Below are 13,940 nucleotides of genomic sequence, written 5' to 3'. Positions count from 1 at the left end.
TGGTGATTACAATGTTTAAGTATACTGATGTGTATACTACTGTAGGAACCCCTTCATTTCCTATGGAACTCTTGAAAGTAGTGATTTAGATTAAAATAAAAAACTATAAAAAGAAGGAGATACAGAAAATCATTTTTAATGACCCTTGATGCGTATATTTTGGAACGTGTTGCAGGGGGATCTTATTCTCGAACAGAAACTTTGAAACAAGAAAACCCATTTCTTGCATATCTTACTCTTGCAGGAATTCCATATCTGTCGACTGAACAAAGAGAGACCGCAACTTCTTTTTATCCTACATCGGAACCAACAGCAGCAGGAGACGCAGTGATTCGATTGATTGGCAAGACGCACGCGCACGGCGTTGTTCTCAGAAGATTACAAGAACAATGGCCTTATGATTCCATTAAAAGAAAAATGGATGGACCTTATTTTGCTTTTGAGGGAGAAGAACCTGTTCTTGCAGTACCTGATGAATTTATCCTCGTGGATGACGCATATTTGGAGAAATATTTTGGACAAAAGATTGAGGATGAACGACAAAGAGACAGAGGGATTTGCAATGAATTGTTCTTTGCTTTAGGAGGATGTATCGGACGAATTATTGATCCAACACCCTGCGAACCATACACGAATCCTGAGCGCGCTCGACGAGCTGAAATCTATCTTACCGCGTTCAGAGAAGCATGTCCTTTACCCGCACTTATACAGATGCATGAAGAAGCATTGAGAAAGAGTTCGTTTCCGCAGTTCCTCGATCCGCGGTATAACCCGTTTGCATCGCTATAAACCTTTATATTTTCAAATACGATTCTTTCTTCTATGATAGATCAACGACGTATCGATGACATTGTTCGATTTTATAATAGATTTTCCGATGAAGAAAGACGGCACAGAGCAACTTCGATTGGCTGCTATCGACCAACGAGAATTGATTATTTGAAGGATCTTTTCCATGTCTTATCAGAAGAAGGATTTTTACAGTATGGGGATGTGTTTCTTGACGCAGGAGGCGGCGATGGCCGTGTCGCAGCACTCGGCGCAGCATATAATATGCGAACGTACTCCGTAGAAGGAGACAGACGCATTCATGCACTTGCTGAAAAACGAATTGGAAAACTTCGAGAAGAAGGACTTTTACCTGTTGTGAACGAATCACCATATCCTATTCTTGCGTATGGAGATTTCCTTGACATGAGAACGTATGTTCAACTTCGATTACGCCCTTCCATAATTGACACGGTCTTTAATGGAGGAGATAATGAGCTTGCAGTCGCGCGATTTATGAGACAGCACACAAGGCAAGGAACATATATGCTTCTTATGCAAAGTGATGGAGTTGCAGCTCATAGCGAGCTCTTCCATGTTGAGACATACAGAGATGGCACAGGCAGATTGATGGGGAAAGTCTTTTCTCTTCATTAATTAACCACTCAATAGTGATAAAATAGCGAAACCTTTAAATATAAGCGGGTTTCTTAGGTGTTTTGGAAAGGTTGGGGGCATTCCTTTGGAATGCTGGCTCCTTTCTTTTTATTGTCGTATAGTTCCATTTACCGCGTACTAGAGTCGCTTGATCATATTCAGTATTATTTTTATTTAATAAAATAATAAAAGGATGAATTGTGTTCAAGGACTTGCAAGGCGATTTGTGGAATGTGTTTGTCTATTGAAAAAAAGAGAGAAGAAGGAAAAAATGAAAAAAACACTACAATTTATTTTCGGCATTGGAGTACTCGCATTCTTTGCACTTACTGTACTCTTGTTTATGGATGGTACTGAGACTTCTCAAGAAATTGCATATACGTATCCTTCTGAAGGAACTTATACTTCGTATGAAATTGAGCATGTGGTGAAAGGCTATGAAGGCGCACAATACGAAAGCACAGATTATGGTTTAACTGACGAAGAAAAGCAGGCGATCTTTGAGGAATATAATGAGTTAAAGACTTTTGAAGCGGAATATGACGAAGCGCGTGATATTGCATCTAGCGATGATGATCAGACATTCGCGGAATCTGAAGAAGATCGTATTGAGGAATATTGTTCAGACTATGGCTTTGAAGCATGTTATGATTTTGAATATACCTGCGAAACAGAATGGGAATGTCACCTTGTTACTATTACCTGCGATGATTATGACTATGATCCTGCTAAAGAAATTTCCTGGGGAAAGAAATACGGCTGTGATTCGTGGAATGTTGTTGTCGCAGAAAAAGATTTTGACATTCGTTTAGTTGATGAAAGTTATTATGAAGGGTATGGGTATGTGAGTGAATAAATAAAACTATTTAGAAATAAAAGGAACAAGGTAACAGCGATGACAAAACAACACGAAGACACTCGTTCTCGAACCATTGAACTCGTCTCGAGATTTACAGGCATGGATGCAGCAATTCTCTTTGATCTTTCTGATTCTGCTTGTGTTACAAGCATCTGTACAACATTAGAACAAATAGCAGAAAATCCTGAATCGCGAGAAACAAATCTTGCCTCTATTTGTCCTTCGACAACATTTTTTAATAGAAATATGATAGGAGAAATTGTGTATGCATTATGCCAGAGAAATAGAGCACCTCGAGTTTTGTCCGCAGGTTGTTCAACAGGCGCTGAAGCATATTCTATCGCAATGTATTTTGCAGAAGGGGGAAGACTCGCTGAAACAACAATCGTTGGCATTGACGTCAATCCTGCAGCACTTCGCATCGCAAGAAAAGGAGCATATTACAGCCTGAATATTACAGATGAGATACTGCCAATAGCGATGCAAGAAAAATATCTTCCCCAAAGCGGAGAAATATACACTGTCGCTCCAGAACTACGAGACGCAGTACGATTTGAGGAATGCAGTGTTCTTGATACTGACGCTCTTACTACAATAGCAGATCTTCCTTTTGATGTTATTACCTGTAGAAACATCTTAAAATACTTTCCTGATCAAAATATAGAGAAAGTGATGTACAATTTGAGAGGAGTTCTGAGCACAGAAGGAGTAGTACTTCTTGATGTGGAGACTGAAAGAAGAATACAAAAAGCGGGAATTGAGGTTAAGGGATTTCAAAAGGTTGGTACTGCAATTCCTTCGTATGTTGGGGTGTAAGAAATGACGCTTGACATTCTTTTTTTGGATAAAGACGAGACGCTTGGAAATTGGAGAGAAGAATGGTTGGGGCTCTATCCTGGTGTTTCAGATTTTTTAAAGAACCAGAAAGAGAAAGGACGAAGACTGTACATCGCAACAACCGCGCTGAATCACAGAGAAGAATGCCTTGCTTCAGTTAATACCCTCCTTGATGGATATTTTGGAAGAGAAAGCATTGGAGAAAAAAGAGGAGAACTGTATGTGCTGCCAGATGGAACATTTAGAAAGGTGGATGACGATTATCAAGCAAGAATTGCTTTTCTTAGTGATGAAGAAACTAGTACAGGAAGACATCGAGCCCAAGAGAGAAGCGCAAGAATAGAAGAACTTCTTGAAACGGGTCAAGACCAAAGTGAAGAATATCAGCGCCTTCAGCAAGAAAGACGTCAAGAAACAATTCATTTATTTTCTGTCGTTCATAAACAAACGCGAGAACCATTTGATGAAACTACACGATACGTTAATCCACACACAAAAACACCAGTGTCGCATGGAAAAGACCTTTATCTCGCGCGAAGATTGATCGCGCCAGTTGGATATGAAACACTGCGGACTGTTATGGTTGGAGATTATGGTGATGAAACAACGGTAACATCTGATCCTGAAACTCCGTTGATCGTTGTTTCACGCTCTGTTCGAGCAGGTGATTGGGATTTGGTTTCTCGATTGACAGACACATTATTTTCTGATAAAGCACATTTTCCCTGGGAAGTCTTTGACGCGTTGTACGGTCAGGCAGAACCACAAAAAGATGAAAAAACTATACAAATTCAAGGAGTTTCATATAAAATGATAGATACTGTGCAGGGAATAGAACGAAAAGTGAGGATTATTGCATGCCCATAAAGCACAAAAATATTTATGAATGAATAATGAAAACAAGGTAATGATAACATGGCTAAATTTGATGACCAAAAAATAATTACTCCGTTATGGGGTAATTTAAGTGATAAATTTTTATTGAATGAGAACTCTCCTTTAAAGGAGAGTAATTTTCCTACTCCTCGCTACAATGCTCCTCTCCCTCGTTCTGAAGAAGCAGAGTATCAACGAATGAAAAGAGTAGCAGTTGAAGAAGATGATTTCAGAAGAGTTCTTGATGTCTACTCCGCTATTCTCAAAAGAAGTCCATCAGTACATGGAGAAGCGACACGAGTTTTACGAGAAGCATTTGCTCTTTACGGAACGACACAACAACAGGTTGCGGATATTTTTGCAGGGCAAGGAGATTTTGAAGAAACAGATACGCACATCAAAAATGCGTGTAGTAGTTATACTGTACGAATTGATTTTTCTGAAGTTACTTTAGAACCTGCTATTGAAAACGGAAAGCTTGAGGAGATCGTAAACAAAGCAGTGGAAAAAACACCTTCTGCTCATTTTATAGAAAAAGCAATGAAAGCAGCAGACGCAGGAGATACAAAAGAAGCTGCAAAATATTCTGGATTGAGTTTCAGAGCATTAAGAGTTAAAGGGACAAGACAATTCTGCAGAGAAATTGGAGTAACTCTTGATGACGAAGATGATTACGCATACGCTCCTGTTAAGATTGGAAAAACAATAAAGCGACTTCACCAAAAAGTGTATAGAGTTGCGCTTCAACGAAAAGGAGAAGAGGCAATAGGATATGCTGTTGATAGATCCTTAACCAGTTCTTCTGAAATTTCCAGACTACGAGGGGTTGTGGCAGAACTGGTCTTAGAGTATTGGGATATTTTTGTAAACACTCCTCCTGGAAAAGATTCTGGAATTACTGCATTTCTCAATGGAGCAGCACATCCTGTTTTTGATACGCTCGTTGACGTTGCTCAAGATAAAAATCATCCCTTACGAATAATCTATAAAGCAAAACGAGAACAGCCATACGCATGGTCAAAGATTGTGGGCTGTGAACGTGTGGAAGTTCCTCAAACACAAGTTGTTCCAAGAGCATTCTACGAACAAGCATATCAGCAAACAGGAATTCCCATTTTAGTTCACCCTTTCTTTAATAGAATTGCTCAGAGATATGGGTGGCAAGTTTAATGACCTACATTCTTCCTTTTTCAACAGTTCCAGAAATCACTCAAGGTTTCTTTGGAGGGTATAGAAAACGAGCTCCTGGAACACATAAAAAATCAAGAGCTTTCCATGATAGCACATACGCAATAGACTTTGGATTAGAAGAAGGAACGCAACTTCGCGCCGCACGAGCAGGCTTTCTTGCGGACTGGCGAGACTCTGGAAGATTTAATTATACACATTTTCTGGATGAAGACGCAGACCCTCTGTTACGAAGAAAAGCAACAAAAGAAACAAATTATGTGACCATCCGTCATAATGATGGGACATTCGCTATTTACGCGCACCTTTACTTCCAAGGCGTTGATTATGAATTAAAAGAACGTTGGAAAAAGACAGGAAAAATGACAAGAGTAGAACAAGGACAACCGATTGGATGGAGCGGGAATACTGGACTTTCCACAGGTCCACATCTTCATCTTGTTGTCTGTAAAAGAACCCCCGCAGAATCAGTGCCTATTCGCTTCAAAGATTATCGAACACCTTTAGATGATAGAATTCTGTTTCCAGAATTGCATGAGGGAAAATAACGATGACAACCAGAAGAAATTTTCTAGAAATGATTATTGCTCGTCTTCTTGTACCGAACACTGCTTTCGCAGCAGCAAATCCATTTGTAAGTATTGAACGATATTCCGCAAACAGAAACGCCTCTGTTCTCGTTGATCCTGTCTACGCGACAACAAGAAATTTTATGGGAAAAGTATTGCCTGGCTACGAAGCAGCAAAAGCATGGACATATCCAGAAATTGTTGAGGATCTCATTCAAGCAAATGCTACACTCAAACAATATGGGCTCCAACTTCTTGTCAAAGACGCGTACAGACCTATACAAGCATCAGAAGCAATGATGCAGTGGGGCAGAGAACAAGAACAAGCAGGAAAAGGAAAACATGTAGGTAAATGGGTTGCTTATATTAACAGAACAGAAGGGAAATATTCAGGGCACAATTATGGAAGAACACTTGATGTGACCCTTGCAACACTGAATGGTCAAGAAGTTTGGATGGGTTCGCAATTTGATGAATTTTCGCTTTATTCTGAATTTTATAATGCGCGAGACAAAAAAACAGAAGAGGATACAATGGCTTTCGCGCAAAGAGGATACTTTGTACATCCAACAAAGAGTATATTGGATTTGCGAGAGCTTCTCCGAACAGTGATGAGTACCTCTTTTACTCCATACTCTTCATCAAGAGAAAATACCGCAGAATGGTGGCATTTTAGTTCAAAGAAAATCGCCGCGACAAAACCGTATGATGACGTGATTCAGTAAAGAAGTGATTTCATGCGACAACTCATAACAGCAAAATACCAAGCGCAATATTGGCACGACACTCGTGGGGATATGTTTCATGTCGTTATGGATCTTGTTCATCGAAAACTCCCTGTTCCTGTTGATATTGCAGTCATTAGTTCTCCAAAATATCCACTTCCGTTAGAAGGATCTCCCGAAGAAGTGATTTCAGTACAAAGAATTGATACGCTTCTTCACAATTTGAACAAACAATATGGAGAACCGACGCATGGAAAACTTCAATTTCAACTCCGCGGTCTTGCGTACTACGATGAAGAAAATTTTCCAGAATACATGCCTCTTGATTCCATTGCAACTGACGAACACCATTCTCCCGTAGGGTTTACTGTTCGGATTATTCCTTTTTATCAGCCTTATAGAGGAGAAGATAATACTCTTTTTGGTCCAGTTACTGTTGGACCAAGTGGTCGCTACCATGCACGCGGACTTATCGATATGCACGCTGAGACTATTGTTTTACCAAGAACATATCCTTCACTTCTCGCGCATGAGATAGGTCATGGAATATTTGGATATGGGCATCATCTTCCAGCACAGGATCATTTAAAGGAAGGGGAGTGTATCATGAACGCAGATAATTATTCTCAAGCATCATTCCATTTTTGTGAAGAAGATAAACGTACTTTGGAGAAACTTGTTGCATTTTCGTAACTTATTTAAACTCTTTCTTCCGAATCTTCGCAATAAAAAAGCCTTCAGTATCATTATCCTGCGGCCATAATCGTAACGTATGTTTAACGCCTTCATGGTATTTTCTTCCTTCAAACTCCATGATTGGTGGACCATGCTTGATATTGAGTTTGATTTCTTCGCAGACTGCGTTTGGATATTTTTCGAGCAAGAAGCTGACCACTGCTTCATCTTCATCTGGCTCATTAGAACAGGTTGAGTATACCATTGTTCCCTCTGGCTTGAGATTGTTGAACGCGACTTCTATTAATTGCCGTTGCTGACCTGCGAGTTGTCTTATTCCCGCCATGTTCCACATCAACAATGTTTTCAGTGATTTTCTAATTGTTCCTGTTCCTGAACACGGCGCGTCAATTAAAATTCTGTCAAACTGAAAATCCTTGAATGTATGACCACGCATTTCTGTTAGCACAATATTTGTGATTCCACAACGCTGGACATTTAATCCTAACGCTTGCAAGCGTTGATAGGTGAAATCATTCGCGATTAATAGACCTTTGTTTTGCATGTATTGCGCGATTTGTGTTGTTTTGCTTCCTGGCGCCGCGCACATATCAAGAATTATTTCTCCTGGCTGTGGATTAAGGACAACAGGCGGGATCATCGACGCCGCTTCCTGCACATAGATATATCCCAACGCGTGTTCGATGAGGTTTCCCACGTCTCTTCTTTTTTCTTCACCAATGCCTTTATGCTCTATCCAGAATCCTTCTTTGCACCACGGAATTGGGGTGAGATGCCAGTCTTTGTTTAGAGCAGCTTTCATTTCTTCAACTGTTGTCTTTAACGTGTTGACTCGTATGGATCTTCTGAGAAATGCGAGAGAATATTTTTTGAATACTTCGAAATCAGTGAGTTTACTGTAATGTTCGATGAACTTTGGTTTGAACTCCACTTTGTCTTTGTTGTGGAATGGTTCAAGCTTTGCGTTCAATTCATCTTCGTGGATGCCTGTTGTCTTTGTTGTCATTTTGTTCATCTTTTAGATAGCCTCTTCTCCCAAAGAAAGAAAATCAAAAATGTACGGATCTTTAAGTGTTTGCCGCGCTAAATCGGACTGTGGCGCGGGTAATGGGGTACTAAAATTATGCGTAACTTTCCCTTGTCTGAGATACAAATTTGATTCAATATGATGTACCAAAACATTTCTGGACCAACCCTGCTTGATTGCTTCTTGAGCATACCATTGTCGTTCCACAGAATTATTTATCTTCTCAAGGAGCGTAATATTGTGATACCATGTCAATTGTGCAAGAACCTCTTGCACAATTTCCTTGTTTGCATATTCTTCTGCAAATCGACGCATATACTTCAAATTTCTGGGTGAAAACCCTTTCATCTCTGGAAAGCTTTTTGTCAAATCACATGATAATCTGTCAATTACTTTTGAGCCCCATCCTTCTTTTGTCTGTCTCTCTAAAATATTTCTCCCAATCTCCCAATACAAGAATACTAATTCCCTATTTACCGATATAACAGCTTTAACCTGTGCCTCTTGAATCCTCTTCTTTAAACGTGACAGTAAAGTAAAATAATCATCTTCTTTCGACTCAGGAAAGTTTACCATTTCTTCACCTTATCTTTTGATTTTGTCATTTTGTTTGCCTCTTAGAGAGCTCTTTTAATCGTCTAAAATACACAATTGTTTATATTCTTTTGCTCTGTCTTTCAACGCAAACTTTATAACTGTTTTGTTATTCTCTAGTAGTTATAATGGATTTAGAAGATGTCATAAGAGAAGAGTTGAAGGCAGGAGCAGCGTCAGTCTCAGATTTGTATAGAAGGCTCACTGCGGGAGGTCATTATCAGAAAAGTTTACATACTTTTTACTATGCCTTCAAAGTAACATCCCGGGAATTGCCAAAAGGATTTGGAAAAAGAGGAAGGAAAGGGAGAATAACTGGAGAGTGTAATGCGCTTATTCATAACGATCCTGTTCTTACCCTTAAAGAGATTGCCGTAAAAGTAACAGAAATAACAGGGGAGAAAATTGCAACATCGACAATAAGCAATTATATGAGAACTCATGGATTTTATGACGCTTGGAAAGCAAGAAGAACAGAACAGGAGAATCAAAAAGCAGAAAAGAAAAATACTGCAAAACAACATGAAGAGCAGAAAAGAAACAGACTTACATATATTATTGATTGGTTAAAGAATACCTATCTTGTCCATTATGCTGCGCATGCTGCTCCTGAGGAAAAAGCGCAAGCGCTCGCCGCTGCGTATTATTATGGACATGATAAAACTAATCGAGACAAATCTCGAAAAATATCCCTTGAAAAATTGGAGAATTTATTTCAGATATATGGACAAGCGCAAAACGCAGGAGAAAAACTTTCTTTAGAAGAGCTCTCTCAGCAGAGTGGTATATTCTTCACGACAATATCACGCATATTTCGAGATGTCGGTTTGGAACCCCTTTATGGAACAAGAGAGAGAAAAGTAGTGCCTATGTATAAAAAAGAAGCAGTACACAGAGCGATTGACCTGGAAATGAACAGCACGGATATCGCGTATTTTGTGGGTGTTCCTGGATATGTTGCGTTGCAGAATATGAAATGTTATGGAAGAGAAAAACAAGATAGATTTCTGATGCAACAAATCGGAACTAGGCATGACATGATATGTTTAGGGTACAGACATGGATCACAAGTGTATGAAGCAATGGACGCTGGCTTTACTCGAGAAGAAATACTTCAACTGACAGAACTTCCGGAAAAAGCATACGACAGTATTCTAAAAAGAAGAAGTGAAATAGAACCAAAAATAATAAGAGCGTTGCAAGTGATGTATGATGCGCCAGAACATACTGTTCCGTATGTGACAGCAGAATTGAAAGAACACCTCAAAAACCAAAGCGCATAGCTCCCCTCAGTATTTCAAAATTCTTTTCACCATATACACGCCTTCTCTTTCATAACCTAACTTTTTGTAATATTCCCGCGTTCCAACAGCGGAAATCACCACAATCTTATCCTTCCCATGTTGCAAAGCAATCTCTTCTGCTTTTTTCATTAATTGTTTTCCCATGCCTCTGTGCTGCACTGTTCCTTGTTTCCCAAGCGCAGTCGCTTCTCCATAGACATGAAGCTCTCTAATCAATGCGCTTGTTTCTGTGATCTCTTTTCTTATACATTGACTTGGAAATCGTAAACGAACAAACCCAAACAACGTGTCATTCTTAATGTCTTCGAGTGAGACGAAAAATTCTTTTCCATTGGATGCTTCGTATTCCTGAACGACAATTTCTGGAGTGTTGAATTTTATGTCTGGATTTTTTTCTAAGACTGTGCCTACTTCCCTCGCGCGGATTTCTTTTGTGGTGATATTTTTCTCTTGCATAATTTTTTCAATATACTGTCTGAGATTTGTTTTATCCACTCCCGCTTCTGTGACATTTGTCGGGATATCCCGCTGCACGCGCATAATTCGACAATACGGCGGAACATAACGCATGAAGTCCGCTGTTATTTCCGCTGCTGTTGCTGTGGTCATTGGCTGATATTTTCCTGCTTTCCAGACATGATAGAGAGGGGTTCCTTTCATGACCATGCATGGATAGATTTTGAGCATGTCTGGCTTGTACGCGACACTGTCAAACAATGTTCGCAAACCAACGATGTCCATTTCTTTTGTCGTGCTTGGTAATCCCAACATGTAATGAAAATTTAATTTAAATCCAAGATCTTTTAATTCTTTAATCGAACGAATCGAATCCGCACGCGTGTGACCCCTATGCGTGATTTTCAGCGCATCTTCGTACACACTCTGAATGCCTAATTCCACTCTCGTCGCGCCAAGCTCAAGCATGAGATTCCCATGTTCCGCAAATCCCCAATCTGGCTTTGTTTCAATTGTGAGACCAACACAGCGAATAACCGCTGTCTCATTTTTCTTTTCTTCTTTTTCCAGTGTTGTTGCTTTTTCGTTTTTTACTTTTAGGATTTTTTTGTTCATTCTTTCTTGTCTGCCTTCTCGTCCGATATCTCCTGGTAGCTCAAAGAATGTTTTTACCTTTTCGAGATTTATGATAATATCTCCTTCTTTTGTTTTCTTGAAAAACATTGCTCCGAAATCGTTGAGCGCTTGATAAATATCTTTCACAAAATTGATTTGATACTCTCGCGGTGTTCCTGGCAACGTGCCCCCTTGGATGATGACTTCTGCTTTGTGCGGAATATGGCCCGAGACGACAAATTGCTCCAGTCTGTTGAAAACAATGATGTAACTGTCGTAGTTTGCTCTGATCGCGCGCATCGTACTCGGTTCGTGACCAGTATAACTTTGCGGAACATCACCAAACTCGCTTCCTGGACCTCCAGGACAGAAAGTACATTTTCCGTGCGGACAACTATATGGAGCAGACATCACCGCGATTGGGGTAACGCCACTTCTACTGCGCATTGGTTTGGTGAGCAGGTATTTTTTTATTGTTTTGAGCTCTTTTTCAGACGCGTTTAGCATGATGTCAATGTCTGTTGGGATTTTTTTAAGATGATATTTTCCGCAGAGTTTTGTTTTCAACTGATTGATTTGTTTTTTGCTGTGTGTTTTTTCTATGAGAGAGCTGATTATGTCTTTGTAGAAAGTATTATCTCCCTGAAGGTTTGCTTTTATTTTTTGCATAGGCATTAACACACTCAACAAAAGGCCAGTCAGTGACTGGCTTTTTCTTTTTTATCTTTCATTATGATTCAGGAGACAGTGTTTCCTGTTTCATATGAATTTTTCACAGATGCAACAAAAAGAAGTGGATTTATAAAAGTTTAGCGACCATAAAGCACAATAATACTACTTAATAGTGATAAATCTACAAAACATTTATAAATAAGGAGGAATTCTTACTACTTATTACCATGAAAATTAAAGTATCTGTATCAATGGACGAAGAAACCATTAAGGCTGTCGAGAAAAAGATGGGCGAAGGTATCTTTCGAAACAAAAGTCACTTTATAGAGTTAGCAACCCAAAAAATGCTTGAGGGTGATTAACGTGGCAGAAACACGAACGTATGAGATTGAAACATCCCTTGTACTAGAAGATTTTAGACAATTATCGTGGGGAATTGAAAGGATTGTTCTTGACAGTATTTCTAATCATCTGCCAGCAGATAGTAATGGAACAACAACCTCTGTGAAATTAGAACAAGATGGGGTGTATGTTGACTGGAGAGAAGCAGACAGAACAAAAAAAACAACAGAACTAGTTTTTGAGGATAATGGTTCAGGATATGATGCGGGATTATTATCAGTATTATTTTCACCAAAAGCAGGAGATCCATTCAGTGTTGGTCAGTTTGGTGAAGGTTTAAAAAGAGTTGCATCTGCTGCATTGAAAGAGGGGTTAGAAGTTGAATATCGTTCAAAAAATTGGAGAGCGAAACCCTTTAGAAAGTCCGAACATATTGGTGGACACAATATCAACAGACTTTGTTTTAGAGTTACTGAAAATGGAGATCGCTTAGAAGGTTCTCGTACAGTGTTTACCAATCCCAGCGTACAGCTTCTTGATGAAGTATTTCAAATAGACAAAAAGGTATTAGCTCTTAATAAAGACTATACGGTACTTTATGATGAAAAAGAAAGAGAGGATGATCCTTTTGGATTTGCAGTATACACTCTAGAAAATAACAAGAACTCGCCGCTCACTAGTATCCCAATCGCAGCAAGCTGCGAGGTATTACCCACTCGGAATACGGCGAGTTTGCTGGATTATGAAATTGGGTCACAGCAAGCTGTGGGGCATTTGACCCAATTTCGAAATAAAGCACATTATGGTAGTTCCCCTAAAAGAAAATACAATTCAAGAATTATTCAAATGCAAGATGATACTACGTCACTATTTGTGAAGGGAGTTCGAGTAGAAGAGATTGAGGGAATTTTTAGTTATGACTTAGGACTTGATGATATCTCTCCTGACAGAATGTTCGTACACAGAGATAAAGCACTAGATGATCTTGAGGAGCTGTTAAAAGATTGTACCAACACTGAAGTTATCGAGAAAATATTGCAAAGAACACATGATGATCCAGAGAAATGGTATTATGAATGTTATGCGTTTGCAAAAAGAGGACCATCGAAGAATGGACTCTATGGGGAGATTAACGATGATATATCCATGCTAAGAACAATTAAGATGTTCAAAGAAAATTTGAGTATTAAAAATTATTTGAAGATACAAAAAAACCTTTGGGTAACGACGTTTAAAAAAATGTATGGGGAAAATGCAGTTCTCGCCTCAGATGACGTAAATACAAACCAAGATGCACTGTTAATGGAATATACGCCGGTAAAATTAAATAGATGTATAGCAACTTATTTAAAAGAGAATGGGGTTCAAACAGCAGATACAATACGCAAAGAACACGAATATCACTGGATAGAAAGGAGTGATTTAACTGAAGATGAACAGCAAATGCTAACCAGAGTTGATGAAATTAATGCCGCTTTGTTGGAAGAAAGAATTCCCATTGATGTCAGAGTGTATTCTGGATTATTCACAAAGACAGGAAGAGAAGTAGAGAGCTCAAAGGGAGTACAAATAACAGAAGCTGATGGAACAAGATACATTGGAATCAAAAGAGAAAGACTTAGAGCCTATCCCATTAGATTGACCTCCATGTAATTATTCCACATGCGAGATGCAATAATCCTATGTAAGCATCTGGTCTTTTAGACCAACGAATCAATAACCCTCTAAATCGGTTGAACCAACTATGTGTACGTT

General features: G+C 39.2%; 14 protein-coding genes. 11 read left to right on the top strand and 3 right to left on the bottom strand.

Annotation, left to right across the window (positions count from 1 at the left end; all coding sequences use genetic code 11):
* The first annotated feature begins 138 nt into the window (after positions 1 to 138).
* From HZC31_02495 to HZC31_02455, 9 genes are all read left to right on the top strand, one after another.
* Complete coding sequence (locus tag HZC31_02495; GenBank protein MBI5002229.1) at positions 139 to 789, top strand: hypothetical protein; 651 nt, start codon at positions 139 to 141, stop codon at positions 787 to 789.
* Positions 790 to 822: 33 nt separating this feature from the next.
* The gene (locus tag HZC31_02490) at positions 823 to 1,425 is read left to right on the top strand and encodes a hypothetical protein (GenBank protein MBI5002228.1); all 603 of its coding nucleotides are present in this window, start codon (positions 823 to 825) and stop codon (positions 1,423 to 1,425) included.
* A gap of 271 nt (positions 1,426 to 1,696) precedes the next feature.
* Positions 1,697 to 2,281 carry a hypothetical protein gene (locus HZC31_02485; protein ID MBI5002227.1) on the top strand — a complete coding sequence of 195 codons (585 nt, stop codon included), beginning with the start codon at positions 1,697 to 1,699 and terminating at the stop codon, positions 2,279 to 2,281.
* A 39-nt stretch (positions 2,282 to 2,320) separates the two neighbouring features.
* Positions 2,321 to 3,100: a methyltransferase domain-containing protein gene (locus HZC31_02480; GenBank protein ID MBI5002226.1), complete on the top strand. Its 780-nt coding sequence runs from the start codon at positions 2,321 to 2,323 to the stop codon at positions 3,098 to 3,100.
* 3 nt (positions 3,101 to 3,103) lie between these two features.
* Positions 3,104 to 3,988 (top strand): hypothetical protein, encoded by an 885-nt coding sequence (locus HZC31_02475; protein ID MBI5002225.1) that lies wholly within the window; start codon positions 3,104 to 3,106, stop codon positions 3,986 to 3,988.
* A gap of 48 nt (positions 3,989 to 4,036) precedes the next feature.
* Positions 4,037 to 5,167: a hypothetical protein gene (locus HZC31_02470; GenBank protein MBI5002224.1), complete on the top strand. Its 1,131-nt coding sequence runs from the start codon at positions 4,037 to 4,039 to the stop codon at positions 5,165 to 5,167.
* Positions 5,167 to 5,733 carry a M23 family metallopeptidase gene (locus HZC31_02465; GenBank protein ID MBI5002223.1) on the top strand — a complete coding sequence of 189 codons (567 nt, stop codon included), beginning with the start codon at positions 5,167 to 5,169 and terminating at the stop codon, positions 5,731 to 5,733. The genes HZC31_02470 and HZC31_02465 overlap by 1 nt, the downstream gene beginning before the upstream one ends.
* A gap of 2 nt (positions 5,734 to 5,735) precedes the next feature.
* Positions 5,736 to 6,479, top strand: a complete 744-nt coding sequence (locus HZC31_02460) for a hypothetical protein (GenBank protein MBI5002222.1) — start codon at positions 5,736 to 5,738, stop codon at positions 6,477 to 6,479.
* A gap of 12 nt (positions 6,480 to 6,491) precedes the next feature.
* Positions 6,492 to 7,172 (top strand): hypothetical protein, encoded by a 681-nt coding sequence (locus HZC31_02455; protein MBI5002221.1) that lies wholly within the window; start codon positions 6,492 to 6,494, stop codon positions 7,170 to 7,172.
* 1 nt (position 7,173) lies between these two features.
* Here HZC31_02455 and HZC31_02450 read toward each other — a convergent pair whose 3' ends face one another.
* A complete protein-coding gene (locus HZC31_02450) occupies positions 7,174 to 8,181 on the bottom strand; it encodes an NOL1/NOP2/sun family putative RNA methylase (GenBank protein MBI5002220.1) in 1,008 nt (335 codons plus the stop codon).
* A gap of 12 nt (positions 8,182 to 8,193) precedes the next feature.
* Positions 8,194 to 8,778, bottom strand: a complete 585-nt coding sequence (locus HZC31_02445; GenBank protein ID MBI5002219.1) for a DUF1016 domain-containing protein — start codon at positions 8,776 to 8,778, stop codon at positions 8,194 to 8,196.
* Between the two features lie 146 nt (positions 8,779 to 8,924).
* On the opposite strand from HZC31_02445, the gene HZC31_02440 reads away from it, so the two are divergent.
* Positions 8,925 to 10,079 (top strand): hypothetical protein, encoded by a 1,155-nt coding sequence (locus HZC31_02440; protein MBI5002218.1) that lies wholly within the window; start codon positions 8,925 to 8,927, stop codon positions 10,077 to 10,079.
* Between the two features lie 6 nt (positions 10,080 to 10,085).
* Here the strand turns inward: HZC31_02440 and HZC31_02435 are convergent, their stop codons facing one another.
* Entirely contained in the window at positions 10,086 to 11,846 is a 1,761-nt protein-coding gene (locus HZC31_02435) for a tRNA uridine(34) 5-carboxymethylaminomethyl modification radical SAM/GNAT enzyme Elp3 (protein MBI5002217.1), read from the bottom strand.
* A 360-nt stretch (positions 11,847 to 12,206) separates the two neighbouring features.
* Between HZC31_02435 and HZC31_02430 the strand changes: the two genes are divergently transcribed.
* Positions 12,207 to 13,838 (top strand): hypothetical protein, encoded by a 1,632-nt coding sequence (locus HZC31_02430; protein MBI5002216.1) that lies wholly within the window; start codon positions 12,207 to 12,209, stop codon positions 13,836 to 13,838.
* The last annotated feature ends 102 nt before the right edge of the window (positions 13,839 to 13,940 follow it).

It is taken from the genome of Candidatus Woesearchaeota archaeon (genome assembly GCA_016214075.1).
Taxonomy (GTDB): Archaea; Nanobdellota; Nanobdellia; order Woesearchaeales; family DSVV01; genus JACRPI01.
The sequence above is the reverse complement of the archived record's forward strand: the minus strand, read 5'-3'. Positions and strand labels throughout refer to the sequence as shown.

Excerpts from the sequence above, each read along its gene's own strand:
- HZC31_02475 (MBI5002225.1), top strand. The coding sequence starts at position 3,104 with ATGACGCTTGACATTCTTTTTTTGGATAAAGACGAGACGCTTGGAAAT.
- HZC31_02480 (MBI5002226.1), top strand. The coding sequence starts at position 2,321 with ATGACAAAACAACACGAAGACACTCGTTCTCGAACCATTGAACTCGTC.
- HZC31_02490 (MBI5002228.1), top strand. The coding sequence starts at position 823 with ATGATAGATCAACGACGTATCGATGACATTGTTCGATTTTATAATAGA.
- HZC31_02485 (MBI5002227.1), top strand. The coding sequence starts at position 1,697 with ATGAAAAAAACACTACAATTTATTTTCGGCATTGGAGTACTCGCATTC.
- HZC31_02440 (MBI5002218.1), top strand. The coding sequence starts at position 8,925 with ATGGATTTAGAAGATGTCATAAGAGAAGAGTTGAAGGCAGGAGCAGCG.
- HZC31_02460 (MBI5002222.1), top strand. The coding sequence starts at position 5,736 with ATGACAACCAGAAGAAATTTTCTAGAAATGATTATTGCTCGTCTTCTT.
- HZC31_02445 (MBI5002219.1), bottom strand. The coding sequence starts at position 8,778 with ATGGTAAACTTTCCTGAGTCGAAAGAAGATGATTATTTTACTTTACTG.
- HZC31_02455 (MBI5002221.1), top strand. The coding sequence starts at position 6,492 with ATGCGACAACTCATAACAGCAAAATACCAAGCGCAATATTGGCACGAC.
- HZC31_02465 (MBI5002223.1), top strand. The coding sequence starts at position 5,167 with ATGACCTACATTCTTCCTTTTTCAACAGTTCCAGAAATCACTCAAGGT.
- HZC31_02495 (MBI5002229.1), top strand. The coding sequence starts at position 139 with ATGACCCTTGATGCGTATATTTTGGAACGTGTTGCAGGGGGATCTTAT.
- HZC31_02470 (MBI5002224.1), top strand. The coding sequence starts at position 4,037 with ATGGCTAAATTTGATGACCAAAAAATAATTACTCCGTTATGGGGTAAT.
- HZC31_02435 (MBI5002217.1), bottom strand. The coding sequence starts at position 11,846 with ATGCCTATGCAAAAAATAAAAGCAAACCTTCAGGGAGATAATACTTTC.
- HZC31_02450 (MBI5002220.1), bottom strand. The coding sequence starts at position 8,181 with ATGACAACAAAGACAACAGGCATCCACGAAGATGAATTGAACGCAAAG.